The 25,749-nt window shown below is 65.4% G+C and carries 23 protein-coding genes; 16 read left to right on the top strand and 7 right to left on the bottom strand.

Features of this window, described 5'->3' with window-relative positions:
• The first annotated feature begins 88 nt into the window (after nt 1-88).
• From ACIQLF_RS13780 to ACIQLF_RS13800, 5 genes are all read left to right on the top strand, one after another.
• Entirely contained in the window at nt 89-1,015 is a 927-nt protein-coding gene (locus ACIQLF_RS13780) for a methylenetetrahydrofolate reductase (protein ID WP_400299356.1), read from the top strand.
• A 78-nt stretch (nt 1,016-1,093) separates the two neighbouring features.
• Nucleotides 1,094-3,463: a 5-methyltetrahydropteroyltriglutamate--homocysteine S-methyltransferase gene (metE, locus tag ACIQLF_RS13785; protein ID WP_400299358.1), complete on the top strand. Its 2,370-nt coding sequence runs from the start codon at nt 1,094-1,096 to the stop codon at nt 3,461-3,463.
• A gap of 175 nt (nt 3,464-3,638) precedes the next feature.
• Nucleotides 3,639-4,961 (top strand): O-acetylhomoserine aminocarboxypropyltransferase/cysteine synthase family protein, encoded by a 1,323-nt coding sequence (locus ACIQLF_RS13790; RefSeq protein ID WP_400299361.1) that lies wholly within the window; start codon nt 3,639-3,641, stop codon nt 4,959-4,961.
• 12 nt (nt 4,962-4,973) lie between these two features.
• The gene (locus ACIQLF_RS13795; protein ID WP_400299363.1) at nt 4,974-6,200 is read left to right on the top strand and encodes a cystathionine gamma-synthase; all 1,227 of its coding nucleotides are present in this window, start codon (nt 4,974-4,976) and stop codon (nt 6,198-6,200) included.
• 163 nt (nt 6,201-6,363) lie between these two features.
• Nucleotides 6,364-6,690, top strand: a complete 327-nt coding sequence (locus ACIQLF_RS13800; protein WP_400299365.1) for a hypothetical protein — start codon at nt 6,364-6,366, stop codon at nt 6,688-6,690.
• Between the two features lie 95 nt (nt 6,691-6,785).
• Here ACIQLF_RS13800 and ACIQLF_RS13805 read toward each other — a convergent pair whose 3' ends face one another.
• Nucleotides 6,786-7,847, bottom strand: a complete 1,062-nt coding sequence (locus tag ACIQLF_RS13805; protein WP_400299367.1) for a Gfo/Idh/MocA family protein — start codon at nt 7,845-7,847, stop codon at nt 6,786-6,788.
• Nucleotides 7,848-7,871: 24 nt separating this feature from the next.
• Nucleotides 7,872-8,396: a gamma carbonic anhydrase family protein gene (locus ACIQLF_RS13810; RefSeq protein WP_400299370.1), complete on the bottom strand. Its 525-nt coding sequence runs from the start codon at nt 8,394-8,396 to the stop codon at nt 7,872-7,874.
• A 268-nt stretch (nt 8,397-8,664) separates the two neighbouring features.
• On the opposite strand from ACIQLF_RS13810, the gene ACIQLF_RS13815 reads away from it, so the two are divergent.
• Nucleotides 8,665-9,222 carry a hypothetical protein gene (locus ACIQLF_RS13815; protein ID WP_400299373.1) on the top strand — a complete coding sequence of 186 codons (558 nt, stop codon included), beginning with the start codon at nt 8,665-8,667 and terminating at the stop codon, nt 9,220-9,222.
• A gap of 73 nt (nt 9,223-9,295) precedes the next feature.
• Nucleotides 9,296-9,748: an OsmC family protein gene (locus ACIQLF_RS13820; protein ID WP_400299375.1), complete on the top strand. Its 453-nt coding sequence runs from the start codon at nt 9,296-9,298 to the stop codon at nt 9,746-9,748.
• Nucleotides 9,749-10,504: 756 nt separating this feature from the next.
• Here the strand turns inward: ACIQLF_RS13820 and ACIQLF_RS13825 are convergent.
• Genes ACIQLF_RS13825 through ACIQLF_RS13835 form a run of 3 tightly spaced genes read right to left on the bottom strand, consistent with a single transcriptional unit; the run spans nt 10,505 to nt 13,350 of the window.
• On the bottom strand, nt 10,505-11,353 hold the full coding sequence (locus ACIQLF_RS13825; protein ID WP_400299378.1) for an ABC transporter ATP-binding protein: 849 nt from the start codon (nt 11,351-11,353) through the stop codon (nt 10,505-10,507).
• Nucleotides 11,350-12,411, bottom strand: coding sequence for an ABC transporter substrate-binding protein (locus ACIQLF_RS13830; RefSeq protein WP_400299380.1), 1,062 nt, complete (start codon nt 12,409-12,411; stop codon nt 11,350-11,352). Before ACIQLF_RS13830 ends, ACIQLF_RS13825 begins: the two co-directional genes overlap by 4 nt.
• 51 nt (nt 12,412-12,462) lie before the next feature.
• Complete coding sequence (locus ACIQLF_RS13835) at nt 12,463-13,350, bottom strand: ABC transporter permease (protein ID WP_400299383.1); 888 nt, start codon at nt 13,348-13,350, stop codon at nt 12,463-12,465.
• A gap of 332 nt (nt 13,351-13,682) precedes the next feature.
• Here ACIQLF_RS13835 and ACIQLF_RS13840 point away from each other — a divergent pair, with 332 nt between their 5' ends.
• A complete protein-coding gene (locus ACIQLF_RS13840; protein ID WP_400299385.1) occupies nt 13,683-13,928 on the top strand; it encodes a hypothetical protein in 246 nt (81 codons plus the stop codon).
• A 241-nt stretch (nt 13,929-14,169) separates the two neighbouring features.
• Here ACIQLF_RS13840 and purU read toward each other — a convergent pair whose 3' ends face one another.
• Nucleotides 14,170-15,018, bottom strand: a complete 849-nt coding sequence (purU, locus tag ACIQLF_RS13845) for a formyltetrahydrofolate deformylase (protein ID WP_400299387.1) — start codon at nt 15,016-15,018, stop codon at nt 14,170-14,172.
• A gap of 78 nt (nt 15,019-15,096) precedes the next feature.
• Nucleotides 15,097-16,251 (bottom strand): flavin-containing monooxygenase, encoded by a 1,155-nt coding sequence (locus tag ACIQLF_RS13850; protein WP_400299390.1) that lies wholly within the window; start codon nt 16,249-16,251, stop codon nt 15,097-15,099.
• Nucleotides 16,252-16,442: 191 nt separating this feature from the next.
• On the opposite strand from ACIQLF_RS13850, the gene glyA reads away from it, so the two are divergent.
• The 8 genes from glyA (at nt 16,443) to ACIQLF_RS13890 (ending at nt 25,746) form a co-directional block, all read left to right on the top strand.
• Nucleotides 16,443-17,735 (top strand): serine hydroxymethyltransferase, encoded by a 1,293-nt coding sequence (gene glyA / locus ACIQLF_RS13855; RefSeq protein ID WP_400299393.1) that lies wholly within the window; start codon nt 16,443-16,445, stop codon nt 17,733-17,735.
• A 130-nt stretch (nt 17,736-17,865) separates the two neighbouring features.
• Nucleotides 17,866-18,747, top strand: a complete 882-nt coding sequence (locus tag ACIQLF_RS13860) for a bifunctional methylenetetrahydrofolate dehydrogenase/methenyltetrahydrofolate cyclohydrolase (protein WP_209995538.1) — start codon at nt 17,866-17,868, stop codon at nt 18,745-18,747.
• Between the two features lie 181 nt (nt 18,748-18,928).
• Entirely contained in the window at nt 18,929-20,083 is a 1,155-nt protein-coding gene (locus ACIQLF_RS13865) for a sensor histidine kinase (protein ID WP_400299398.1), read from the top strand.
• On the top strand, nt 20,080-20,781 hold the full coding sequence (locus ACIQLF_RS13870; protein WP_400299400.1) for a response regulator: 702 nt from the start codon (nt 20,080-20,082) through the stop codon (nt 20,779-20,781). The genes ACIQLF_RS13865 and ACIQLF_RS13870 overlap by 4 nt, the downstream gene beginning before the upstream one ends.
• Nucleotides 20,782-20,938: 157 nt before the next feature.
• Nucleotides 20,939-21,211, top strand: coding sequence for an SHOCT domain-containing protein (locus tag ACIQLF_RS13875; protein WP_400299402.1), 273 nt, complete (start codon nt 20,939-20,941; stop codon nt 21,209-21,211).
• 344 nt (nt 21,212-21,555) lie between these two features.
• Complete coding sequence (locus ACIQLF_RS13880; RefSeq protein ID WP_400299405.1) at nt 21,556-22,659, top strand: fatty acid desaturase family protein; 1,104 nt, start codon at nt 21,556-21,558, stop codon at nt 22,657-22,659.
• A gap of 454 nt (nt 22,660-23,113) precedes the next feature.
• Entirely contained in the window at nt 23,114-24,148 is a 1,035-nt protein-coding gene (locus ACIQLF_RS13885) for an iron ABC transporter substrate-binding protein (RefSeq protein ID WP_400299407.1), read from the top strand.
• A gap of 50 nt (nt 24,149-24,198) precedes the next feature.
• The gene (locus tag ACIQLF_RS13890; RefSeq protein ID WP_400299825.1) at nt 24,199-25,746 is read left to right on the top strand and encodes an ABC transporter permease; all 1,548 of its coding nucleotides are present in this window, start codon (nt 24,199-24,201) and stop codon (nt 25,744-25,746) included.
• Nucleotides 25,747-25,749: the final 3 nt, after the last annotated feature.

Genomic DNA, 25,749 nt, shown 5'->3' on the forward strand with positions numbered 1-25,749 from the left:
GCTCACCATCGCCGCAGTCATCCGTACGGATCGCTGGGGCTTTTGTGGCGTACCTTGGGGCCTCCCTCGTTTAGACGAGGAGTCACACATGAGCATTACACCGTCCGCGGCCCCGCCGTCACTGTCCTATGAGCTGTACCCGCCGGTGAACCGCGACGCGACCGAGGGCGTTTTCAACAGCATCGAGGCGCTTCAGGCCACGAACCCCGACTACGTGTCGGTCACCTACTCGGGAACCCACGCACGCCGCCGGGCCTCGCTGGAATTGATCGAACACCTCATCCAGAACACCAGGCTGCGCCCGCTGGCGCACCTGACCTGTGTGGGGGAGAGTCGCCAGTCCCTCGAGAACCTGATCCGCCACTTCATCTCGCTCGGTGTCCGCGGTGTCCTCGCGCTTCGCGGCGACCTGCCCACCGATCCGGATGGCTGGCGCGGGGAATTCCCCTTCGCCCGCTACCTGATCGAACTCATCCGCGAGGTCGAAACCGAGCACTCGGCGGCACTGGCCGGCGGGCGGCTGGGGGTAGGCGTGGCCGCCTACCCGATCCAGCACCCCGAATCCCCGTCGTTCGATCACGACGTGGAGGTGCTGCTGGCCAAGGAACGCTCGGGGGCAAACTACGCAATCACCCAGGTGTACTTCCGGCCCGAGGAATACACCAACCTGGTTGATGCGGCCCGCCGAGCAGGGGTGTCCATCCCGATCATTCCGGGGGTCATCCCGCTGAATTCGCTCAAGCGTCTCAACCGGCTGGCCTCCATGACAGGCGTCGAACCGGACCCGATCCTGGCGCACGCGCTGGAAACGGCGAGCACCGACGCGGAACGCCACTACATCGGAGTCACCGCCGCGGTCACCCTGGCGCGGCGCGCCTTCGACGACGGGGCCCCGGGCGTCCATCTCTACACCTTCAACGACCACCGCGGCTCACTCGATGTCATCGAAAGGCTCGAACTGCCCCGCACCCGGGCCCAGGTCGTCAATTCCTGGGCCGCCCGCGCCGCCGTCTAGGCGCCCGGGCACTTCAAAACCTTTACCCATCAAATCACTAACTCTTCCCCCCACGTTCAACACCCAAGGAGCTACCCCATGACCAAGTCGACCTTCCCCGCAGCCTCCATCCTCGGCTACCCGCGCATCGGCCCGAACCGCGAACTCAAGAAGGCCCTCGAAGCCCACTGGGCAAACCGCACCGACGAGGCCACCCTGCACGCCGCAGCCCTTGAGCTGCAGCAGGCGAACCTGGCCAAGCTGACCACCCTGGGCCTGGGCGCCACCGACGCCTCGCTGCCCGGCGACTTCGCCTACTACGACCAGGTCCTCGACGCGACGGTCGCGCTTTCCGCACTGCCGACCCGCTTCGCCGACCTGGCAGCAGCCGACGGCACCATCAACACCGCCGCCTCGTTCGTGCTGGCCCGCGGCGACGAGTCCCGCGCCCCGCTGGAAATGACCAAGTGGTTCGACACCAACTACCACTACCTGGTTCCTGAGATCGGCGAGAACACCCCGATCGCCGCCAACGCCAAGCCGCTGGTCGAGTCCTTCAAGGCCCACGCGGCCAACGGAAACACCATCCGCCCGACGCTGGTCGGCCCGATCACCTACCTGCTGCTGGCCAAGGCCGAGGACGGCGCCGCAGAGGGCTTCGACCCGCTGACCCGCATCGACGAGGTCGTCGCCGCCTACGCACAGATCCTGACCGAGCTTGCCGCCGCCGGCGCCCCGTGGGTCCAGCTCGACGAGCCGGCACTCGTCACCGACCGCGGCGCCGCGCTCGCCGTTCCCGGCGCGCTGGCCGAGTCCGTCTACGCCAAGATCGCAGCCGCCACCGAACGCCCGGCCCTCTTTGTCACCTTCGGCTACGGCACCGCCGGCGACGTGACCCGCCCGGGTGCGACCCAGGGCCTGCTGGCACGTGCCGGCGTCGAGGCAGTGCACGCTGACCTGGTCCGCGGCCTGGCCCCGAAGGCCGAGTTCCTCGGCGATCTCGCAGGCTCCACCCTGGTGGCCGGCATCGTGAACTCGCGCAACATCTGGCGCAACAATCTGACCGAATCGCTGGAGATCCTGAAGAACCTGCGCACCGAGGTCGAGCAGTCCAACGGCACCATCGCCGTGGGCACCGCGACCTCCCTGCAGCACGTCCCGCACGACGTCGCCCTGGAAAACAACCTGCCGGCGCACCTGCCGGAATGGCTGGCCTTCGCCAACCAGAAGGTCGCCGAGGTCATCACCCTGGCCAAGGGCCTGGCGCAGGGCGAATCGGCGATCGCCGCCGAGCTGTCCGCCGCCGAGACCGCCATCAACCACCGCGCGGCGTTCGCCGGAACCACCGTTGCCGCCGTCCGCGAGCGCCTCGCCGCGCTCACCGACGCCGACTTCTCCCGCTCGGCCTCCGACGTCCGCGAGGCAGCCCAGGACGCCGCACTGAACCTGCCGGTGCTGCCGACCACCACCATCGGCTCCTTCCCGCAGACCGGCGAGGTACGCACGGCCCGCGCCGCGCACCGCAACGGCAGCATCGACGACGCCGCCTACGAGGGCTTCCTCAAGGCCGAGATCGCCCGCGTCGTGGAGCTGCAGGAACGCCTGGGCCTGGACGTGCTGGTGCACGGCGAGCCCGAGCGCAACGACATGGTCCAGTACTTCGCCGAGAACTTCGACGGCTTCTCCGAGACCGCCAACGGCTGGGTGCAGTCCTACGGCTCGCGCGCCACCCGCCCGTCGATCCTCTGGGGCGACGTGTCCCGCCCGGCCGCCTTCACCGTCCCGTGGATCTCCTACGCCGCGTCGCTGACCAACAAGCCTTTCAAGGGCATGCTCACCGGCCCGGTCACCATCCTGGCCTGGAGCTTCATCCGCGACGACCAGCCGCTGGCGGTTTCCGCCAACCAGGTTGCCCTGGCGCTGCGCGACGAGATCGAGGACCTGCAGGACGCCGGCATCTCCATCATCCAGGTCGACGAGCCGGCGCTGCGCGAACTGCTGCCTCTGCGCAAGGCCGACCAGGCCGACTACCTGCAGTGGTCCGTCGACTCCTTCCGCCTGTCCACCGCCGGCGCCGTGGATGCCACCCAGATCCACACCCACCTGTGCTACTCGGAGTTCGGCGAGATCATCGACGCGATCGACGCGCTGGATGCCGACGTCACCTCGATCGAGGCCGCCCGCTCCCGCATGGAGGTCACCGCGGACCTGACCGAGTTCGGCTACAGCCGCGGCATCGGCCCGGGCGTCTACGACATCCACTCCCCGCGCGTGCCGTCCACCGAAGAGGTCGCCGAGCTCATCGAGATCGCCCTGGCCTCGCTGCCGGCCAAGCAGCTGTGGATCAACCCGGACTGCGGCCTGAAGACCCGCGGCTACGCGGAGACCGAGGCCTCGCTGGCCAACCTGGTGGAGGCCACCCTCGCGGCCCGCGCCACCATCGGCGCAAACGCCGGCGCAAACGCCTAACACGTTTTCGCCCCCCATGCCCGCCGCAGGGCCCGCACCCGAGTCCCTATCTTGACCGGGCCCCGCGGCGGCACAGGGGACTGACGTGCGGGGCTGCGCCGACCCGCAATCCGGTGCGACCCCGCACGTCCCTCCCCGAAATTTTCCCCAGCACCAGGCCCCGAAAGGCACGATCATGGCCACCAGCAACTGGCAGAACGCCACCACCGAAATCCACGCCGGATACAGCCCGGCGGGCCCGCACCGACCCATGACCGTGCCGATCTACAACTCCGCGGCGTTCGAGTTCACCGACTACGCCACCGCCGCCGAGCTCTTCTCGCTGAAGAAGGCCGGCTTCACCTACTCGCGCACCGGCAACCCCACGGTCTCCGTGCTGGAGGCACGCGCCGCGGCGCTGGAGGGCGGCATCGGCGCGCTGGCCACCGCCACGGGCCAGGCCGCCGTCGCCGTTTCCCTGCTGGCCCTGCTGCAGGGACCCAACCACCTGGTGGCCTCCAACAAGCTCTACGGCGGCACGGTCGACCTGCTCACCGACACCTTCGCCGACTTCGGGATCACCGTCACCTTCGTCGACCCGGAGGACCCCGCCAACTGGGCGGCGGCCATCACCGAGAAGACCCGCGGCTTCCTGCTCGAGTCCGTCTCCAACCCGCTGATCACCCTGGTGGACCTGCGCGCCATCACCGACGTCGCCCACGCGGCAGGCATCCCGGTGGTCGTCGACAACACCCTGGCCACCCCGGCCGCCTACCGCCCCATCGAGTTCGGCGCGGACATCGTGGTCCATTCGGCCACCAAGGCGCTGGCCGGCCACGGATCGGTGCTCGGGGGACTGATCGTCGACGCCGGCACCTTCGACTTCTCCGATGCGGCCCGCTGGCCGCAGATCGCCGCGCCCAAGGCCCGCTACTACGGGGACTCCCTGCTGGAACGCTACGGAGCCAACGCCTACCTGATGCTTGCCCGCTCCAAGTTCCTGCACGACCTGGGTCCCACGCTCACCGCGGCCTCCGCCTCTGCGATCCTCACGGGAATCGAGACCCTCACGCTGCGCGTGGCCAAGGCGCAGGCCAACGTGCTGGACCTGGTGGCGGCGCTCAACGAGCACCCGGCCGTGGCCAGGGTCCACCACCCGTCGCTCGCCAATCACCAGGACCACGTGCTGGCGCACCGGGACTTCCCGGCCGGGACCGGCTGCGTGTTCTCCTTCGACCTCCACGACGCCGCCGGCGTCCCGCAGGTCGTCGACTCGGTCGAACTCTTTGCCCTGGCCGCCAACATCGGCGACGCACGGTCGCTGATCGTGCACCCCGCCGCCATGACCCACTGTCGGCTCTCCGACGCGCAGCTTGCCGCAGCCGGGATCTCCGCCGGGACCCTGCGCGTCTCGGTGGGCCTGGAAGACTCGGCGGACCTGATCGCGGACCTGACCCGTGCGCTTGACGCGCTGACCCAAGAAACCACATCACCGACCCGCGAATCCGTCGGCGTCTAGGAAGGAACGACCATGAGCAACCACGAGGGCACGGCCCATTCCTCCGCCGCCCACTCCTTCAACACGCTGGCCATCCACGCAGGCCAGGCCCCTGACCCGCTGACCGGCGCGGTCATCCCGCCGATCTACCAGACCAGCACCTTTGTGCAGGACGGCATCAACGTCCTGCGAAACGGCCACGAGTACTCCCGAGGCTCCAACCCGACCCGCGGCGGGTTCGAAACCCAGCTCACCGCCCTGGAAGCGGGCCACGCGGGCTTCGCCTTCGCCTCCGGCATCGCCGCCGAGGACGCGCTGCTGCGCGCGGTGCTGGAACCCGGGGACCACATCGTCCTCGGCGCCGACGGCTACGGCGGCACCAACCGGCTGATCAACCGCCTGCACGGCAAGTGGGGAATCACCAACACCCCGGTGGACATCACCGACCTCGTCGCGGTGGCCGCCGCGGTGCAGCCCGGGAAGACCGCGCTGCTCTGGGTGGAAACCCCGTCGAACCCGCTGCTGGGCATCGCCGACGTTGCCGGCTGGGCGCGGATCGCGCGGGAGGCCGGTGCGTTGCTGGTCGTGGACAACACCTTTGCCACGCCGTTCCTGCAGCAGCCGCTCACGCTCGGCGCGGACGTCGTGGTTCATTCGACCACCAAGTACATCGGCGGCCACTCGGACGTGCTCGGCGGTGCCGTGATCGTGGCGGAGCGGATCTTCCGCGGCCAGTCGCTGGCCGAGGCCGTCGGGTTCCAGCAGTTCGCCGGGGGAGCCGTGGCCGGCCCGCAGGACTGTTTCCTGGCCGCCCGCGGGCTCAAGACCCTGGGGCTGCGCATGGAGCGCCACTGCTCGAATGCCGCACGCATCGCCGAATGGCTGACCACCCGCGAGGAGGTGGCCACGGTGCTGTACCCGGGGCTCGAATCCCACCCGGGGCACGAGCTGGCCAAGACCCAGTCCCGCGGCTTCGGCGGCATCGTCTCGCTGCAGTTCGCCGGCGGTGAGGCCGCGGCGCGCGCCTTCGCCGAATCGACCGAGCTGTTTGCGCTCTCGGTGTCCCTCGGCGGGGTCGAGTCGTTGGTTTGCTACTCCTCGGAAATGACGCACGCCTCGGTGATCGGAACCCCGCTGGCGGTGCCCAAGAACCTGGTGCGGCTCAGCGTCGGCGTCGAACAGGTGGAGGACCTGATTGCCGACCTCGAACTCGGCCTAGCCGCCGCGCGCCGCGCCTCCCTGGTGGCGGCCACGGCCTGACATGGGATTCCCGGCCCGAGGGCCGGGCCATCAAGTGTGCGTTGGCCGTGCATGGGGGTCTGAGGGGGCCGAAGGCCGGCCAACGCATTAACCGCCGAAGAACCGCCGGGCAGCTTCCCGGCGGTTCTTTGCGTTCCGGCGGCCCGGTGTGGACGATGGGGACATGGACTTCGAATTGCGCATCATTGCCGACTGCCCGAACGGCTCCCCGGCCGGCGAGCTGTATCTTCGCGCGCTGGAGGCCGAGGGGCTGGATGCGGGGGAGCTGCGCATCCGGGAACTGGCCAGCGAAGAGGAAGCCCTCGACCTGGAGTTCCACGGGTCGCCGACGTTCGTTGCGTCGGGCCGGGACCTGTTCGCTTCCGGGGCCGAGCCCGCACTCAGCTGCCGGGTCTACCCCACGCAGGAGGGGTTGGCCGGGTTGCCGTCGTTCGACGATCTGCGTGCGGCACTGCGCAATGCGGGAGAGGCCGAACCGGCGGCCAAGTAGCCCCGCGCGGGACATGGCAAAGGTGGCGCTTGCCGATGATCCCTCATCGGCAAGCGCCACCTTCGTAGGTGCAGGAGCCAGGGCCCGTCTTGGCCCTAGCTGGTGCGCGCCAGGTCGTTGGGGTAGCGGATCCCCAGCTGGTGGCGGATGCCATCGAAGATGGCCATGGTGTTGACCGAGTGTTCCCACGGCATGGTGGGGGACTCGTTCAGGCCCTGCTGGATGCATCGCGTGGCTTCGCGGAACTGGTACGTGTAGTTGTTGCCCACCGGCTCAAAGACCTCGGTGCGGCTGAGCCCCTTGGCCGGGTGGATGAACAGCTTGGTGGGGTTGTGCAGCGGTGCGTTGGTGCTGAGCCAGCCGTTGCTGCAGGCCACCCGCGCCTCGCGCGGGGGAGTGGCGGTCAGGGTGGTCATCAGCTGCGCGTGGCGCACGCCCGGGTAGGCGAGCGTGATGGCGTTCTGGATGTCCACGCCGTCCTCGTTGAGGTCTGCGCTTGCCTGCACCGACGTGGGGAACCCCATCGCGCCGATGGCCCAGGTGAGCGGGTAGATGGACATGTCCAGCAATGCCCCGCCACCGTCCGCCGGGTTGAAGAGGCGCCAGTTCGGATCGTACTCGGCCTTGAAGCCGAGGTCCGCCTGGACCCAGGAGACCTCGCCGAGCTCGCCGGATTCGAGAATTTCCAGGGCGCGCGCGAACACCGGGGTGAAGCGCGACCAGACGGCTTCCATCAGGAAAAGGTCGCGTTCCCGGGCCTCGGCGACCAATGCGCGGGCCTCGTGCGCGTTGATGGTTAGCGACTTTTCGCAGACGACGTGCTTGCCTGACTTCAGAGCCGCCATTGCGATCTCGAAGTGCTGGCCGTGCGGGGTCGCGATGTAGACGGCCTCGACCTCCGGCTCGTCGAACATCGCCTGGTAGGATCCGAATGCCCACTCGATGTCGTGTTCCTCGGCGAAGATGCGGGCACGTTCCTCGCTGCGCGAGGACACGGCGATGACGTTGGCGTCACCGAGCGACTGCAGGTCCGCAATCACGTGGGCGACGATCCTGCCGGTGGAAACCACGCCCCAGTTCAGGGTGCGGCCCGTGGCGTGCACCGGTGAGGGTGCTCCGGGGTGTGCAGTGGGTGGTGCCTGAATGTAACTGGCCATCGCTTTGTACTCCCCTGTGGGTATCTACCGTGCCGCGTTGGCGTCACGGTGCTTGGCTGCCAGCACCAAATAGTGGGCAGCGTTTTCCTTCAGGCCCTCGACTTCTTCATCGGTCAGTTCGCGCCTGACCTTGGCCGGTACCCCTGCAACCAGTGAACGCGGGGGAACGACGGTTCCCTCGAGCACCAGGGCGCCCGCCGCCACCAGGGAGTTCTCCCCGATGACCGACCCGTTCATGATGGTTGCGCTCATGCCGATCAAGCAGTCGTTTCCCACGGTGGCCCCGTGGACGACGGCCGAATGGCCCACCGAAACGCGGTCCCCGATGGTGCAGGGAACATCCGTGTCGGCATGCAGCACCACATTGTCCTGCAGGTTGGTTCCTTCGCCGACCTTGATCGCGGCAGAGTCGCCGCGTACCGAGACACCGTAGAAGGCACTGGCCTGCGCCCCCAAGGTGACGTCGCCGGACAGGGTCGCGGTCGGTGCCACGAAGCAGGTCTGGTCGACGGAGGGGGTCTTGGAGTCAATGGTGATGATGTGAGCCATGGCACCACTCTAGCGTGTGCCCTTCACTGACTGTGGCACCGAGACACGACGTGGTCCGATGCGTTTTTCCAGACCTGGTTTCCGGTCCGGGCACGTGCCTCGCTGAAGGGGGCCGCGGCCGTCCCGGGACGGTACTGCTGCAGGGAGCCCGGGCTCCGGGTGGCCATGGTCCGGGGCCACCGGATAGTCTTGGGGATCGACTCCGTGCCTTGGAGCGGCAGGAATTGAATCGGCGTCTGGGCGCCGAAGAACGGGAGCAGCTGGGACGATGTGGCCGCAGCACAAGGTCGAGGTTTACGAGCAGATGGTCGCCGCGTTGCGGTCCACACTGGGGGAGCGGGCCGCGAACATTCCGCCGCGGATCCTGGCCGAGCTGGAAGGCATCATCCAGGCTGCCGCGCACACCATCGACAACGGCGCAGAGATCGTGGCGATCGGGCTTCCGGAGCTCGAGCCCGAAGCGGCCGTCGAGCCCGCCCCCGTGACCGTCGAACCCGCCGCCGCGCCGACGCCAGTGAAACCCGCCATCGATCCGTTCCGACACGGCAGCAAGGCCGAGGCCAACAGGCTGCAGAAGGCCAAGGAACTGGCCCGCTGGCTCTGGGACAGGAACATCGGCGGCGAGCAGGTGCTGGGCTTCACCAACAAATGGCGCAACAAGATTGCCCGTGCTGCCGGGGTCAACCCGCCCTCGACCCTGGAGACCTGGACCGTCGCGGCCGAACTCATGGAGCGCATGGCGCAGCTTGCCGATTCGGGAACCCAGCCAGGGGCCAGCGAGCGGCACCACCTGGACGAACACGAGCAGTGGGCCACCGAACGCTAGCCACCGTTGCGCCCGGTGCCGGCGTATTGCCGCACCTGGCAGCGAACCAGTCCGCTGGTGGCATGATGGTCCCATGAGCGAAAACGAAGACCCCACGCTGCGTTCCGTCGAGCTGACCCGCACGGCAACGGCCCGTTACACGGTGCGCAATGCCGCGGGCGCAGAAATCGAGTTCGGCCAGGGCGAAGGGCTGCTGAGCCCGGTGGAGCTGCTGTTGGCGGCGATTGCCGGCTGTTCGTCGATCGACGTCGACACGGTGACCGCACGCAGCGCCGAGCCCACGGACTTCCGTGTATCGGCAACCGGCCACAAGGTGGTCGAGGACGGTGCCAGTCGCGTGGACGGGCTGCACATGTCCTTCAACGTGGCTTTCCCCGACACGGCGGAAGGCCAGAAGGCAGCCGGCATGGTCGAACGCCTGGTGGAACTTTCGCATGAGAAGTACTGCACGGTGTCACGGACGGTGGAGCTCGGCACACCCGTCTCGAATGAAGTCCACGTGGCGCTCGGTGGCACCGAGGGCTGACGGGAGCGCCGGACGAAATCCCGGCACCCTTATCGAGCGTCGGCCACAGACCGGTGTTCGTCGCAGGCTCGAGTCCCAATGCAGGCATGTCATTATCCTTTGAGACGACTGCACCGTCCAAAGTCGTCCGCACTGCGTTTGGTCCCGAAACGGGAAGACTTGCCGCGCACTGCCAGTTGTGTGTTCGAGTACCAAACACGGACGCCCGGACAAGGCAGCACCGCCAGAGGACTGCCGAGTGCCGACAACGATTCACACGGGACCCCCGACGTGGTTATCGCCCAGCCGTAACGGTCGGCTGGGTGGAACAGGGGCCACGCTTCTCAGTGGCCCCTGGATCAGCCTCCGCTCTCGTTCATAAAGCGGTCTCTAACGAGTCTGGGTGAGTGGGGGCTCCGCAGCCAGGAGATCAGGGCAACCGCCGGCTTCTGGGAATAAGCACAACCGCAAAGGCACAGAGAACTGGCCGGGAATCGCCAACGGCAACTCCCGGCCAGTTTCAGGTCCGCAGAAAAGCGGTACCACCTATGTGGAACACCCGCACCAACTCGGGCTATTCGCCAGCGTCTCAACAACTTTTCACATGAGTCGTCGGCCACCAAGCCAACGCTGTGATAAACCAAACTCCAGACACGACAGAGTGACAAACGGGAATATCCTGGCCGTGCCTCCGCAACCATCCCGTGGACCGTTGTTGTCCCGAGAAAAACGGTCGGCAGGGAGTCGATCTTCCGGGTTTGAGATGGGTCACTGACTTCAGTGCTGGGCGGGGGAAATCCCGGTTACCCCCTGCGCTTCGTAGATGGCGGTGGATACCTTGTCCCGGAGACGGACAAATTCGGGTGCGGATCTCAGCTCTGCGCCAAGCGGGGAACCGTTCTCATCACTGATGTTGATTGGCTCGTCGAGGATGATACGTCCTGGACGTGCACTCATCACAAGTACCCGCGTCCCGAGGAAAATTGCCTCCTCGACACTGTGCGTAATGAAGAAGACGGTCTTCTTTCTTTTCCGCCAGATTTCCAGCAGTTCAACCTGCATGCGCTCACGTGTCAGCGCGTCCAGGGCTCCGAACGGCTCATCCATGAGGATGATCTCGGGGTCGTTGGCGAGAACGCGCGCAATCTGGCAGCGTTGCTGCATGCCGCCGGAGAGCTCATAGGGCTTGCGGTCCATGAACTGCTCCAGCCCTACCATTTTCAGGTAGCGCTTCGCTTCGTCTTGGCGAACGGAGGCCGGAACTTTCCGGAGCTTTAACCCAAGTTCCACGTTCTTTCGGACGCTGAGCCAGGGATACAGGTTTGGCTGTTGGAAGACGACGCCGCGATCCTGCCCGGGCCCCAAGACTTTCTCCCCGCCGATGGTGACGGAGCCCTGGGTAGGGGTGAGAAACCCTGCAAGCATGTCCATGAGAGTGCTTTTGCCACAGCCGGACGGACCAACAATGCATACAAACTCGCCGGACTCGACAGTGATGGAGGTGTCCGAGACCGCGTGCACCGTATCCCCGCTGTCGGTTGTGTAGCGTTGGGAGATATTGTCGAGGACCACCCGGCGTCCGGCGGGTACAGAGCCCGCAATGGGCCTGTCATTCACCGCTGTCATTTGGTGCCTACCTTGGAAATCGACGCGCCGTAGAGCCCGTCGGTGTAGTCCTGTTCGTCGCCCACGGCCGAGATTTCTCCTTCGCCGTGGAGGAATCCAGCTGTTTTATGGAAGTCCGCTGCGAGCTTACCGCCGAAGTACTCGGCCCCGCTTTGCTCTTTAGCCGTCAAATATTTGTATCCGGTGAACTGCTTTTCGACCTCTTCGGGGGCGATCCCCAACTCGACTGCCACGGAGACCGCGGCTGCCTTCGGATCCTCGTTGATAAGTTCCACAGCGTAGTTCTGGCTCTTGGTCCACACGTCCATGAAGCCAGGATTCGCTGTGATGAAAGCATTGGTGGCTCCCGCTGCATCGAACGTCGGGAACCCGGCTTCGGCAGTCTCACCGCTGCCTGTTACGACGGATCCTTCCGCCTTGAGCTGAGTCAGCGTCGGATCCCAGACCCAGGCGGCATCAACCTCTCCGCTTTGCCACGCGCCGATCACCTTGTCGGGCGACAAATTGATGACTTTGACGTCCTTGGCGGCGTCCAGTCCCGCTTCCCTCAAAGCGTTGAGCAGACTGTAGTGGGCTGTGGAGCTAAAGGGAACAGCGATCGTCCGGCCTTTTAGATCCGCAATTGATTTGACGGAGGTGTCCTTGGCGATGAGGGACTCTGCGGCTCCAATGACATCATGGAGCCAAACCACTTTCATATCGATGTTCAACGGAGCAGAGAGTGCCTTCGTAGCGGGGCTGGAGCCGATCAGCCCCAAATCCGCGGAGTTGGAACCGAAAGCCTGCACCACGTCTCCGCCCGAGTCGTACTTGCTCCACGTAATTTTCGCATTGGGCATGCATGCTTCGAGCAGACCCTGGTCCTTGACGATCAGATCCCCGTTTGGAATGTGCTGGTAGGCAATGCGTGCTGTGGAAGTAATGGATTCATCGGGTGCAAACGGGCAGGTTGAGGTTTCGGTGGTGCGCTCCGACGCGCTGGCGCAGCCGGACAGAGTCATGGCCAGTAGGGCGACAACGGCGGCGGCGCTACGTGTTCCGGAAGGAAGCTTCGTCATGATGAGTCTTTCTCTTTGAGGTGCGGATGGTTCAAGTGCGGAATGGGGCGGTCAGGCCTTGCCGTGCCACGGAACGAGGACGCGCCCGAGGTTCTTGATGAGGGCGTCCAGCGCGATGGCAGAGATGCCAATGACGATGATGCACGCGATGGTCAGAGGTGTCTGCAGCTGGGTGCCGGAAATGTAGGCCAGACCGCCGATACCGGGGATGCCGTTGTTTAGCTCGGCTGCCACTACGGTGGTCCAGGCAAAGCCGACGGCGATACGGATGCCGCTGAAAATTTCCGACAGGCTGGAAGGGAGGATGACGTTTGTCATGACTTGCCACCGGGTCGCGCCGAGGGACTGGGCTGCGTGAATCCGGGCCTGCCGGATTCCGCTCACTCCGGAAATGGTGGCCATCGCAATCGGCGGGAACGCGGCGAGGAACAACAGCCAGATTTTCGAAACGTCTCCAATGCCGAACCAGACGATCAGCAGGCCAATGTAGCCCAGCGGTGGCAGCGAGCGAAGGAAGTTCAGGTACGGCTCAATGACCGTGTTGATGGGTTTTATCGTGCCCATGATGAAGCCCAGGGCCACGCCAAACACGATGGCCATGCCCACTCCGGCGCCGATCCGCTGCAGGCTGGCGAACAAGTGCTCCCACATGAAGTAGTTCTGCTCGCCGCAGACGAGGCGGTCGACTCCAGCGGCTACGGGACGGCACGAGTTCGCCTGGACGGCGGCATTCCAGACGGCCCCGGGTGAAGGCAGGAACAATGGTTTTACCAGGCCTGCAGCCGTTACGCCCCACCACAGCAGCAGGAAGGCTGCAAAGACCGCGAGGCGGATTGCCGTCTGTCGCCTCCGTGTGGTCCGTGCATGATTCTTCGGCTTCTTGCCGGAGGTGGAAATGCGCTGCTGATTATCGGATGCGGTGATAGTGGCGGTGGCCATGGGAACCCTTCCAAGTCTGACGTCTCGAGCGGCACAACAGAAGTGGAAGAGATCTCCACACCGCATCGAATGTGAACAAGCTCACGTTTCGGTGGTTTGGATAAACGTAGCCAGTGCTTCGAAGCGTTCCTAGACCCAGATTGCAGGCAAAAAAAGGGGTCCAGCCCGCTGGCCGCGTTTAGCACTGCAAGTGCTAGCTGCACAGGCGCCAGACCTGAAAGCGGTATGGGGCGAGAGCTCTCGTGGCTCCTTGGGTTCTGTTTTTGGCCGAGTGCGAGGCCTGCACCCGCCAGGCGGGCGGTGCGTTCCTGCGCGGGCAGGGGTTATATTCCTTGCAGATGAACGAGCGGCGCAAACTGCGCGATGCAAGGGTCTTGGCCGGCAAGAAACCCGGAGAATCCAGCGGGAAAATCGCTGCTGAGCAGGCCGAGATCGCACGGTTGCGCCGTCGGCTGGAGGTGAGCGGGAGCCGCTTGAAACTATCCGAGGCAGCCCTTGGTGTGATGGGAAGACTGCACGAGCTCTTGGAGTCTCTCTCCGAGAACACGAACGACGATCCGGCGCCCGGGAAGCGCTGATGGGCGCCTCCGGGCAGCTGGTTGGCTTGGACGTACAGACCCGGCGGGCCACTGCTTGCCCCGGCCCTCGCGCGCCGTGATCTACCGCAACGTACCCGCGCCTCCACGCTCGCATTCGACGCCTAAAAACGCTGGCGCCCTTGCAACGGCCATGGAGAGGGGGCCGCTCATTGGATAGCCCTATTCGGGAATACGGCAGACAGCATACAAACCCGAGTGCGGTACTAGGAGAAAGTCGGTATTAGGAGAACACTACGGTGCGGTGGCCGTCGAGCATCACGCGGCGCTCGGCGTGCCAGCCCACGGCGCGGGTGAGCGTGCGGCCCTCGACGTTGCGTCCCATGGCCACGAACTGGTTGGCGGTGCGCGCGTGGTCCACGCGGATGACCTCTTGCTCGATGATCGGCCCCTCGTCCAGATCCGCCGTCACGTAGTGGGCGGTGGCGCCGATGAGCTTCACGCCGCGGGCGTGTGCCTGGTGGTACGGCTTGGCGCCCTTGAAGGAGGGCAGGAACGAGTGGTGGATGTTGATGGCCTTGCCGTTCAGCGCGCGGCAGAGGTCGTCGGAGAGGATCTGCATGTAGCGGGCCAGCACCACCAGATCGATGTCGTGTTTGGCGACGAGTTCCAGCAGCTGCGCCTCGGCATCGGCCTTGGTGGCCGCGGTGACCGGGATGTGCACGAACTCGATGCCGTAGAAGTCGGCCATGGGCTTGAGATCCAGGTGGTTGGAGACGATCACCGGGACCTCGATCGGCAGCGTTCCGGCGCGCTGCGCGAAGAGCAGGTCGTTCAGGGCATGGCCCTCGGTGGAGCACATGATCAGGGTGCGCAGCGGTGCGCCCTCGGCGCTGATGTCCAGGTTCATGGAGAACGCGGCTTCAATCGGTTCCAGCGCCGCACGCAGGCTTGCGATGGGCTGTTCTGTGGCCACCGCGATGCGCATGAAGAAGTTGTGTGTTTCGGGGCTCTCGAACTGCTGTGACTCGGTGATGTTGCAACCGGCCTGCAGCAGGGCGCCTGACACTGCATGGACGATGCCCGGGCGGTCGGGGCAGGACAAGGACACGATGAATTCGTTGGTGCTCACCTCGAAGAGGTTACCCCCGCTGCCGGGCCCGATGCAGCATGTGAAGCCTGTGTTGCGGAATGCCGCGGGGCTGCGGGACTACCGCGCCGCCACCGGCCGGCGTTCGGCAAGGTTGGGTTCGGCCAGCAGGCGCGCGGCACCCACCGCGGCGGCGCGCCCGGCACGGGTCGCACCGATGGTCGAGGCGGAGGCCCCGTAGCCGACCAGGAACATGCCCGGCACCTTCACCACCGACACGGAGTCGTCGTCCATGAGGATGCCACCGCCCGGTTCCCGAATGCCGAGCGGGGCCAGGTGGTCAAGCGAGGCGCGGAATCCGGTGGCCCAGAGGACAATGTCGATCTCCTCTTCGCTGCCGTCGGCGAAGCGCACCGAGCGCTCGCCGAATCCCGCGATGCCACCGCGGGAAACCAGCACGCCGGATTCGATGCCCGCGGTGTAGAAGTCGGTCAGCGGCAGGCCGGTCACCGAGACCACGCTGCGCGGCGGCAACCCGGAGTGCGTGCGGTCGTTGACCTCGGCCTCCACCCCGATGCCCCAGGACTTGTCCTTCGGCGCCGTCCTCCATTGAGGTTCGCGGCGCGTTGACCACAGGGTGTCGATGCCCAGGTCCGCGAGTTGCAGCAGGAACTGGGCGGCGCTGGTTCCCCCGCCGACCACCAGCACTCGCCGGCCCAGAAACTCCTCGGGTGCGACGAAGTCCCGGGTGTGCAATTGCCGCCCGGTGAAATCGCGCTGGCCGGGATATGACGGCCAGTGGGGCTTGTTCCAGGTCCCCGTCGCGTTGATGAGCGTCCGGGCAGTGAGGGTCCGTCCGTCGGTAGCGGTGACGGTGAACCCGTCCTCGATCGACCCCGTGACCTTCCTGGCCTTGAACGGCCTGATGACGGGGACGTCGAAGTGGTCCTCGTAGCTTCCGTAGTAGCGGGCGACCACCGCGGAGGCGGGTTCCTTCGGGTCGGGTGTGTCCAACGCCATTCCGGGCAGGGGATGCAGGCCGTGGGCCCTGTCGAAGGTCAGGGTGTCCCAGCGGTGGCGCCAAGCGCCGCCGGGGCCGTCGTTGGAATCGAGCACCACGAAGTCCTCGAAGGGCTTCAATCCCTTGCGGAGCAGGTGGTGGGCAGCCGAGAGCCCGGCCTGCCCGGCCCCGATGACGATGGTGTCCAACACCGAGTTCGAATCCTGCACGTTCGCTGCACTCCCGACCATATCTGTTGAAGTTTCAACTGTCATGGGATGTAACAGTCTCCGCCACCGCGCTATTCCGACTAAGATTGGAACCGTCGCAACTGGCGTTAGGTGGGATGAACCACCGGGGAGCGGCACATGAGCTGACCACGGACCGCGCGCCTGGGCCCGGGGGTTGAATTATTCGCAAGTAGAAGTCTGCCCGAAAACCAACCCTCACCCCGATGGAGTTCATCATGAGCAACAACACCGTGACCAACCAGTCCCTTGCCGAACTTGACCCGGAAATCGCCGAGGTCTTGAAGCTTGAGCTGGGTCGCCAACGCGACACCCTGGAAATGATCGCCTCCGAGAACTTTGCGCCCCGCGCCGTGCTCGAGGCCCAGGGCTCCGTGCTCACCAACAAGTACGCCGAGGGCTACCCGGGACGCCGCTACTACGGCGGCTGCGAGCACGTCGACGTGGCCGAGAACCTGGCCATCGAGCGCGTCAAATCCCTCTTCGGCTCCAAGTTCGCCAACGTCCAGCCGCACTCCGGCGCCTCGGCCAACGCCGCCGCGCTTTCCGCGCTGATCCAGCCGGGCGACAAGATCCTCGGTCTGTCCCTGGCCCACGGCGGACACCTGACCCACGGCATGAAGCTGAACTTCTCCGGCAAGCTCTACAAGGTTGCCGCCTACGAGGTCGAGTCGGACACCTTCCGCGTGGACATGGACAAGCTGCGCGCCCAGGCCATCGCCGAGCAGCCGCAGGTCATCATCGCCGGCTGGTCCGCCTACCCGCGCCAGCTGGACTTCGCAGCCTTCCGCGCCATCGCCGACGAGGTCGGCGCCAAGCTCTGGGTCGACATGGCACACTTCGCAGGACTGGTCGCGGCCGGCCTGCACCCGAACCCGGTTCCGTACGCCGACGTCGTCACCTCCACGGTCCACAAGACCCTGGCCGGCCCGCGCTCGGGACTGATCCTGACCAACGACGCCGACCTGGCCAAGAAGATCAACTCCAACGTCTTCCCCGGCCACCAGGGCGGACCGCTGATGCACGCCATCGCCGGCAAGGCCGTCGCCTTCAAGATCGCAGCCGGCGAGGAATTCGCGCAGCGCCAGGCCCGAACCCTGGAAGGCGCCAAGCTGCTGGCCGAGCGCCTCACCGCAGAGGACGTCACCGCAGCGGGTGTCTCCGTGCTGACCGGCGGCACCGACGTGCACCTGGTGCTCGTGGACCTGCGCAACTCGGAGCTCGACGGCCAGCAGGCCGAGGACCTCCTGCACGAAATCGGCATCACGGTGAACCGCAACTCCGTGCCGTTCGACCCGCGCCCGCCGATGGTCACCTCCGGCCTGCGCATCGGCACCCCGGCCCTGGCCACCCGCGGCTTCGATGCCGCTGCCTTCACCGAGGTCGCCGACATCATCGGCATCGCCCTGCGCGACGGCCAGAACGCGGACAAGGCCGCCCTGGCGGCCCGCGTCGAGACCCTGACCGCGGCCTTCCCGCTGTACCCGGGCCTCGAAGAGTGGCACGCCTAACCCCAAGACAGATGCCCTCCACGGGGCATTGACCGCATCAAGGTGAATGGGATGCGGTGCACGGCCCGCGATCCGGGCCGGCGCCGCGTCCCATGAACACGCAACATTTTTTGAAACGGAGCATCTCCTTATGACCGCACAGATCCTCGACGGCAAGGCCACCGCCGCGGCCATCAAAGCCGAACTCACCGAACGCGTCGCGGTGCTGAAGACCAAGGGCATCACCCCCGGCCTCGGCACCATCCTCGTCGGCTCCGACCCCGGATCGACCTGGTACGTCGGCGGCAAGCACAAGGACTGCGCCGAGGTCGGCATCCAGTCGATCCGCGTCGACCTGCCGGAGGACACCACGCAGGAAGACCTGCTGGCCAAGGTCCGCGAACTGAACGAGAACCCGGAATGCACCGGCTACATCGTCCAGCTGCCGCTACCCAAGCACATCGACCAGGACGTCATCCTCGAGGCCATGGACCCGGCCAAGGACGCCGACGGCCTGCACCCGATGAACCTGGGCCGCCTGGTCGCCAACGTGAACCGCCCGATGACCTCCCCGCTGCCCTGCACCCCCAAGGGCTGCGTCGTGCTCCTGGAACGCCACGGCATCGACCTCAACGGCAAGCGCGTGCTCGTCGTGGGTCGCGGCGTGACCATCGGCCGCCCGATCGGCCTGCTGCTCACCCGCCGCGACATCAACGCCACCGTGGTCCTGGCTCACACCGGCACCAAGGACCTGGCCGCCGAGCTGGCCACCGCCGACGTGGTCATCGCCGCGGCCGGTTCCGCGCACATGATCAAGGCCAAGGACCTGAAGCCGGGCGCCATCGTGCTCGACGTTGGCGTCTCGCGCGTCAACGACGAAAACGGCAAGGCCGTTGTCACCGGCGACGTGGAGCCCGCGGCCTACGAGGTCGCCTCGTGGATCTCCCCGAACCCGGGCGGCGTGGGCCCGATGACCCGCGCCATGCTGCTGGCAAACGTGGTCGAGTCCGCCGAGCGCGCGGCCGGCCTGTAACACCCCGTTTCACGCCCGCGGGCGGTCACGCTTCCGGAAAACCTTGCCCAAGGATTCCCGGAGGCCGTGGCCGCCCGTTTGCGTTGCCTGGGCTTTTGCCGCCGTGTACTCCCGGGGGAGTAGGCGGGCCTACACCCGGTGCCCGACGATGGCACGGGGCGCTCGGGCGTATTCTCGAACCATGACCGCCCGCCGCCGCCCGCCATTTGCCGTGTTGAGTGTGTTTGTGGCATCGGTGCAGGTGGTCGGCACATTCTTTGCGGCACACCGTTTCGGGACCGCCCCGACGTGGCAGGCGGTCGCCCTGTTGCTGGCCGGCCCCGGTTTGCTGCTGTTGCGCCGCAGGGCTCCCGGCCCCATGGTGGCGGGCATCGGGGCAGTGACGGCGCTGTATGTGCTTGCCGGGTTCCCCTGGGGGCCGTTCCCGTTCTCCCTGGCGGTCGGCTTGGTCCTGGCTCTCGCCGCGGGGAAACGCTGGTGGGCCTGGGGGACCGGCGCCGGGATCGCGTTGCTGTTCTTCATGCTGGCGACCCGGCAGGAGTTCATGACCAGGGCGTGGTTCGTCATCATTTGGCTCATTGTCGTCCTGCTGGTCGGCGAGCTTGCGCGCATGGCCAAGGACCGCCGCATCGAGTTCCGCCGCGCCGCCGTGGAACGCGCCAAACACCACCGGGACGAGGAGCGGCTAGTCCTGGCCCGGGACATCCACGACGTGGTGGCCCATTCGCTGTCGATGATCAATGTCCAGGCCTCCGTCGCCCTGCACCTCTCACGAAAGGACGGCGACACGACGGCCCTCGTGGAAGCCATGGAAAACATCAAGGCAGGATCCAAGGAAGCCCTTGACGAGGTGCGCGAGGTGCTTGCGGTGCTGCGGCAGGATGCCCCGCGCGTCCCCAGCCAGCGCCTTGAACAGCTCGCCGAGCTGGTTCAGCGGGTGCGTGGCGCGAACCTTGAGATCGGCTTCCAGCCGCCGAGGCTTCCGCCGCCGGTCTGGGTCGACGGGCGCATCGAGAACACCATCTACCGGGTGGTCCAGGAGTCCCTGACGAACGCGGTGCGCCATGCCAAGGCCGGACGGGTGGGTGTGCTTGTCGACCTCACCGAGCAAGGAGCACGCGTCACCGTCCAGGACGACGGGATCGGCATCGGCGCCAGCGACGAGGGCAACGGACTCGGCGGCATGCGCGAGAGGGTCGCTTCCCGGGGCGGCACCCTGGAGATCACAACCGCCAGTGCCCCAACTGGATCCCCGGGGCGGCCTGGAACCAAGATCAACGTGTGGATTCCCGCGCCACCGCAGCAACCTGAACCCAAGGAACGGGGAAAACCATGATCGGCATTCTCATCGTCGATGACCAGTCCCTCATCAGAGCCGGATTTTCGGCGCTGCTGGACGCAGAGGAGGACATGCGCGTGCTGGGGCAGGCCTCGAACGGCGTCCAGGCCGTTGCCCAGGCCCGGGCCCTGAAACCCGACATCGTGCTCATGGACATCCGGATGCCGCAGGGCGACGGGATCACCGCGGCGGAGGCCATCGCGGCAGACGAGAGCCTCGGGCACACGCGCATCATCATGCTCACGACCTTTGAGCTCGACGACTACATCCTGGCATCCATCCGGGCCGGGGCCTCGGGCTTCCTGGTCAAGGACACCGAACCTGAGGAACTTATCGCGGCGGTGCGCATCGTCGCGGCGGGAGAATCGTTGCTGTCGCCCTCGGTGACGCGGAAGCTGCTGGCACAGGTTGCTGCCACCAAGCCGGCACTGGCGCCCGAACGGCCCGCGGCCCTGGAATCGCTGACCGAACGGGAACGCGAAGTGCTGATGCTCATCGGAACTGGCAAGAGCAACGCGGAGATCGCCGAACAGCTCTTCATCACCCCGCTGACGGCCAAGACCCACGTCTCGCGCATCATCGGGAAAATGGGCGTCCGCGACCGAACCGGGCTTGTGGTCATCGCCTATGAAAGCGGACTGATCACGCCCGGTGCCGTGCCCGCCCCGCAGGCACGCCGACGGAGCCTGGACTAATCCAGGCACCATCGGCGGCTGCACCAAATGGAGTACGTGCGGCAAGCCGAGGTGGCTCCACCGGGCCGATGCGGGGTGAAGCCCTCAAGGACGAAAGTGGATGCATGAGGCGAAGGGCCTCGAAATCCGCCATCCACGCTTTGAGGAGCGACCCATCATGACAACGACGATCCTTCCCGTCCTGGACGCAATGCCGACCCATCCATGGGGACCGGGATACGGACCTGGCTGGTTCATCCTGATCCCGATCTTCTGGATCCTGCTCATTGGCTTTTTCATCTTCTTCAGCCGCCGCATGTACTGGCGCCACCGGATCCAGGGCGATCCCATGAGTGCCGAAGGCGTACTTCGTGAGCGCTATGCCCGCGGTGAAATCGATGAAACCGAATACCGGCAGCGGCTGGAGGTGCTGCGTTCGGGCAAGAAATAGCAGGCTTGTTCAGGTGCGGGCGCCGGGTTGTTTTCCGTCTTCCCGCAACCCGGAAGCCACGCACGTCCGAAACCAATTTCCGGGCCTGAATATGCCATATGGCGTATATGTCGTGTCGGTGGCCGTTGGGAAAAATTGCCGGAAATCCGTGGTGAAAGCCTGTTTTGATGCGGAACTGCGCGGAACCCATGCCGAAAGCAGAATTCGGGAAAGTAGTCTCATTGTGCAACGATCAGGTGCTACACATGCGATGCCCGTATGCTCAGAGTTATAGGAACCGAGACTTTCAGTTCTTTCGACTGATTTGTCGCCCTCCTCGCTCCCGGGAGTGAACCTTGAGCAGTATGAGTTCCACACTTTCCCCTTCGGTTCCAGAGCAGCGCAGCACGCGTGGAAACGCCGGCTCCAACAACTACCGCCACCTGAAAATTCGTGTGCGCGATGCGGGTCTGTTGGGTCGTCGCAAGGGACATTACCTCGGAACGACCATCGTTTTGCTGGTCCTGCTTGGTGGCGCGGTTACGGGCTTCGTCCTTTTGGGGGATAGCTGGTTCCAGCTGTTGATCGCCGCAGCGGTCGGCATCTTGCTGACCCAGTTCGCGTTCCTGACCCACGAGGCCTCGCACCGCCAGATCCTGACTTCGGGTCCGGCCAATGACAGGATCGGCCGATTCCTGGCCAACGTCGTTGTCGGCATCAGCTACCAGTGGTGGATGAACAAGCACAGCAAGCACCATGCCATGCCAAACACCATCGGCAAGGACCCGGACATTGAATGGGACACGATCTCATTCCAGACCGAGGACGCGCAGAGGCAAAAGGGGATCCTCAAGTGGATCACCGAGCGCCAGGGCTACCTGTTCTTCCCGTTGTTGACGCTCGAAGGCGTCAACCTGCATTTCCGTTCGATGATGTACCTGTTCACGGGTGACAAGGTAAAGGGCCGCGGCAAGGAAATCACTTCGATCGCGATCCGACTCACCGTCTACGTGGCGATCCTCTTTATCTTCCTGGAGCCGGGCATTGCTGCCGCATTCCTGGGTGTTCAGCTGGCAGTCTTTGGCGTTTACATGGGCGCCTCCTTTGCCCCCAACCACAAGGGCATGCCGATGATTCCCAAGGAATCGCGCATCGACTTCTTCTCCCGCCAGGTGCTCACCAGCCGTAACGTCATGGCTCGCTCCGACTTCGGAAACCGGATCCTGTCGCATGTATTCGGCGGCCTGAATTACCAGGTCGAGCACCACCTCTTCCCCTCGATGCCCCGCGCCAACCTTGCTCCGGTTGCCAAGATCGTCCGCGACTACTGCCAGGAGCTCAAGGTGCCGTACACGGTCACCTCGGTCACCCAGTCCTACGCCCAGGTCATTACGTACCTGAACAAGGTCGGACTCTCCGCGCGTGATCCGTTTGACTGCCCGATGGTCAGCGAGTATCGCCCGCACTAAGCTTCGCGCCCGTTGAGGGCTACGCACTACCGAGGTGATCCCCGAATCACCTCACGTTGCCTCCGGCGCCATTTCCATGGCTCCGGAGGCAACGTGTTTAACCAGTGGTTCGCGGCGGCCAAGTGCCTTTTGGTGGAAACATTCGGCCTTGATGTGACGAGAGACACGTATGGCCCGGCTTATCCGAAGGATGGGGGTTCCCGGGTCTGCAAATGGTCACAAAAGGTCGCTTTGACTAGGCGAAATTCTCCGGGTCGAATCTTGTCAAAATACAATTCATCGTAAAGTTTTTGTATTTGGGTTACTAAAGGATGACCTAATGGGCTGAAATTTTACGCTTTTGCGCAGCTTGGATGGATATTTAGGTAAGACGTACCTAAGCTAATCGAGCGGGTTCACATCGATTGGCTTGTGACTGTCGCCCTTTTCTCCTCACCACAGAAGGTTTTGCCCCATGAAGATTCGCAAAAACATGCTGGCCGGCATCGCACTGGCGGCCACCGCCGTGATGGGCCTGACCGCGTGCTCCACCGGTGCTCCGACCCCAGCGGCTTCCGGAGCGGGCGAGATCACCGTTTACAACGCCCAGCACGAGAGCCTCGCCCAGGAATGGGTCGACGCGTTCACCAAGGAAACCGGAATCAAGGTCACCGTGCGCCACGGTTCCGACACCGAGATGTCCAACCAGATCATCCAGGAAGGCAAGGCTTCACCGGCCGACGTATTCCTGACCGAAAATTCTCCCGCAATGGCGCAGGTTGAGAATGCCGGACTGTTTGCCGATGTCGACAAGGCCACCATCGACCAGGTTCCTGCCGAATTCCGTCCGTCGACCAACAAGTGGACCGGCATTGCCGCACGCTCCACAGTGTTCGTCTACGACCCGGCCAAGATCAGCAAGGACCAGCTTCCCAAGTCCATGCTGGATCTGGCCAAGCCTGAGTGGAAGGGCAAGTGGGCAGCCTCGCCGACCGGCGCCGACTTCCAGGCCATCGTCGCGGCCCTGCTCGAGCTCAAGGGCGAGGAAGCCACCACCGCGTGGCTGGCGGGCATGAAGGAAAACTTCACCGCCTACAAGGGCAACTCCACCGCGATGAAGGCCGTCAACGCCGGCGAAATCGATGCGGCATTGATCTACCACTACTACTACTACGGTGACCAGGCCAAGACCGGCGAGAACTCCAAGAACGTTCAGCCGTTCTACTTCAAGAACCAGGACCCGGGAGCATTCGTTTCCGTCTCCGGCGGCGGCGTGCTTGCCTCCTCCAAGAACGCGGACGCTGCACAGAAGTTCCTGACGTTCGTCACCGGCAAGACCGGCCAGGAAATCCTGAAGAACGGCACCTCGTTTGAATACGCCGTCGGTTCGGGCGTCGCGTCCAACGACAAGCTCGTTCCGCTGAAGGACCTCCAGGCTCCGACCGTTGACCCGGCCAAGCTGAACTCGGCCAAGGTCACCGAGCTGATGACCAAGGCAGGACTGCTGTAACTCATATGAGTAAGACTCGAACGGCTCCCGACAACAAACGGGAACCGAGCATGGCGGGCGGGGGCAAAAGCCCCCGCCCGCCATTGGGCGTTTCCAGCCTTTCCCTGTTGGCGATCCTTATCGCCCTGTTTTCGCTCATCCCGCTGGGCTATGTCATCTACATGACGGCTTCCACCGGGTGGGACACTGTGGTGGAACTTGTCATCCGGCCGCGCGTGGGTGAACTCCTGCTCAACACCATCCTGCTGGTGTTGGTCACCGTGCCGTTGTGCCTGGTCCTGGGCGTGGGTGGCGCCTGGCTGGTGGAACGCACCAACCTGCGCGGCTACCGGTGGTGGGCGCTGGCGTTGGCCGCCCCGCTGGCCATTCCCGCGTTCGTGAACAGCTATGCCTGGGCCTCGACGATTCCGTCGCTCGCCGGGCTGGGGGCGGGCGCGCTCATCGCAACACTTTCCTACTTCCCGCTGGTCTACATCCCGGTGGCGGCGACGCTCGGGAGGCTTGATCCGGCCATCGAGCAGTCGGCCGCTTCGCTGGGCCTGGGGCCCTGGGCCGTGTTCTTCCGGGTGGTGCTGCCGCAGCTGCGCATTGCCATGGCCGGCGGTTCGCTGCTGGTTGCGCTGCACCTGCTTTCCGAATACGGGGCCTTTGCGATGATCCGTTTCGACACGTTCACCACAGCGATCATGGTCCAGTTCCAGTCCACGTTCAACGGCGCCGCCGGAAACATGCTCGCCAGCGTGCTGGTCCTGCTGTGCATGCTGCTTCTGCTGGCCGAGGCCAAGGTGCGCGGCAACGCCCGCTACGCAAGGGTCGGCTTCGGTGCCCAGGGGCTGGCTTTCAGGCTTCGCCTGGGACGCTACGAACTGCCGGCCCAGCTGGCGCTTCTGGGGCTCTTCGTGCTTTCGGTCGGCGTGCCGCTGTACTCGGTGGTCCGCTGGCTCGTCGCCGGGGGAGCCGAGATCTGGGATCCGGAGAGGTTCTTCCCGGCCCTGGCCCAGACCATGGGTTACGGCCTGGCCGGCGCGCTGCTGACCTGCGTGGTGGCCTTCCCGATGGCATTCCTCGCCGTGCGCCATCCCAGCTGGTTCAGCAAGCTCCTTGAGCTCTCGAACTACGTGACCAGCTCGATGCCCGGCATCGTGGTCGGCCTGGCCTTCGTCACCGTGAGCATCCGGATGGTGCCGGGCATCTACCAGAGCGCCTACGTCCTGCTGGCGGCCTACGTCCTGCTGTTCCTGCCCCGGGCCTTGGTGAACCTGCGTTCCGGCTTGGCGCAGGCGCCGCGCGAACTCGAGGAGGCGGCCCGCTCGCTGGGACGCTCACCCTCGGTGGCGTTCTTCCGGGTCACGCTGCGGCTCACGGCTCCGGCGGCCGCGGGCGGGGCCGCGCTGGTGTTTCTGGCGATCGTGAACGAGCTGACGGCGACCCTGCTGCTGGCACCGAACGGAACCCGCACCCTGGCCACGGCGTTCTGGGCTAAGAGCAGCGAAATCGACTACTCGGGCGCCGCCCCCTACGCGCTGCTGATGATCCTGATCTCGGCGCCGATGACCTACCTGCTGTTCCAGCAATCGAAGAAAGCTGCCGGACAATGACCG

Origin of the sequence: Paeniglutamicibacter sp. NPDC091659 (genome assembly GCF_044756805.1) — a bacterium.
Taxonomy (GTDB): domain Bacteria; phylum Actinomycetota; class Actinomycetes; order Actinomycetales; family Micrococcaceae; genus Paeniglutamicibacter.

Bases quoted from the DNA above. Each gene is read 5' to 3' on its own strand.
- ACIQLF_RS13850 (WP_400299390.1), bottom strand. From the start codon at position 16,251: ATGACAGTTGAAACTTCAACAGATATGGTCGGGAGTGCAGCGAACGTG.
- ACIQLF_RS13835 (WP_400299383.1), bottom strand. From the start codon at position 13,350: ATGGCCACCGCCACTATCACCGCATCCGATAATCAGCAGCGCATTTCC.
- glyA (WP_400299393.1), top strand. From the start codon at position 16,443: ATGAGCAACAACACCGTGACCAACCAGTCCCTTGCCGAACTTGACCCG.
- ACIQLF_RS13870 (WP_400299400.1), top strand. From the start codon at position 20,080: ATGATCGGCATTCTCATCGTCGATGACCAGTCCCTCATCAGAGCCGGA.
- ACIQLF_RS13890 (WP_400299825.1), top strand. From the start codon at position 24,199: ATGGCGGGCGGGGGCAAAAGCCCCCGCCCGCCATTGGGCGTTTCCAGC.
- ACIQLF_RS13825 (WP_400299378.1), bottom strand. From the start codon at position 11,353: ATGACAGCGGTGAATGACAGGCCCATTGCGGGCTCTGTACCCGCCGGA.
- ACIQLF_RS13790 (WP_400299361.1), top strand. From the start codon at position 3,639: ATGGCCACCAGCAACTGGCAGAACGCCACCACCGAAATCCACGCCGGA.
- ACIQLF_RS13810 (WP_400299370.1), bottom strand. From the start codon at position 8,396: ATGGCTCACATCATCACCATTGACTCCAAGACCCCCTCCGTCGACCAG.
- ACIQLF_RS13805 (WP_400299367.1), bottom strand. From the start codon at position 7,847: ATGGCCAGTTACATTCAGGCACCACCCACTGCACACCCCGGAGCACCC.
- ACIQLF_RS13880 (WP_400299405.1), top strand. From the start codon at position 21,556: ATGAGTTCCACACTTTCCCCTTCGGTTCCAGAGCAGCGCAGCACGCGT.
- ACIQLF_RS13815 (WP_400299373.1), top strand. From the start codon at position 8,665: ATGTGGCCGCAGCACAAGGTCGAGGTTTACGAGCAGATGGTCGCCGCG.
- ACIQLF_RS13860 (WP_209995538.1), top strand. From the start codon at position 17,866: ATGACCGCACAGATCCTCGACGGCAAGGCCACCGCCGCGGCCATCAAA.
- ACIQLF_RS13865 (WP_400299398.1), top strand. From the start codon at position 18,929: ATGACCGCCCGCCGCCGCCCGCCATTTGCCGTGTTGAGTGTGTTTGTG.
- ACIQLF_RS13885 (WP_400299407.1), top strand. From the start codon at position 23,114: ATGAAGATTCGCAAAAACATGCTGGCCGGCATCGCACTGGCGGCCACC.
- ACIQLF_RS13780 (WP_400299356.1), top strand. From the start codon at position 89: ATGAGCATTACACCGTCCGCGGCCCCGCCGTCACTGTCCTATGAGCTG.
- ACIQLF_RS13820 (WP_400299375.1), top strand. From the start codon at position 9,296: ATGAGCGAAAACGAAGACCCCACGCTGCGTTCCGTCGAGCTGACCCGC.
- ACIQLF_RS13795 (WP_400299363.1), top strand. From the start codon at position 4,974: ATGAGCAACCACGAGGGCACGGCCCATTCCTCCGCCGCCCACTCCTTC.
- ACIQLF_RS13830 (WP_400299380.1), bottom strand. From the start codon at position 12,411: ATGACGAAGCTTCCTTCCGGAACACGTAGCGCCGCCGCCGTTGTCGCC.
- metE (WP_400299358.1), top strand. From the start codon at position 1,094: ATGACCAAGTCGACCTTCCCCGCAGCCTCCATCCTCGGCTACCCGCGC.
- ACIQLF_RS13800 (WP_400299365.1), top strand. From the start codon at position 6,364: ATGGACTTCGAATTGCGCATCATTGCCGACTGCCCGAACGGCTCCCCG.
- ACIQLF_RS13875 (WP_400299402.1), top strand. From the start codon at position 20,939: ATGACAACGACGATCCTTCCCGTCCTGGACGCAATGCCGACCCATCCA.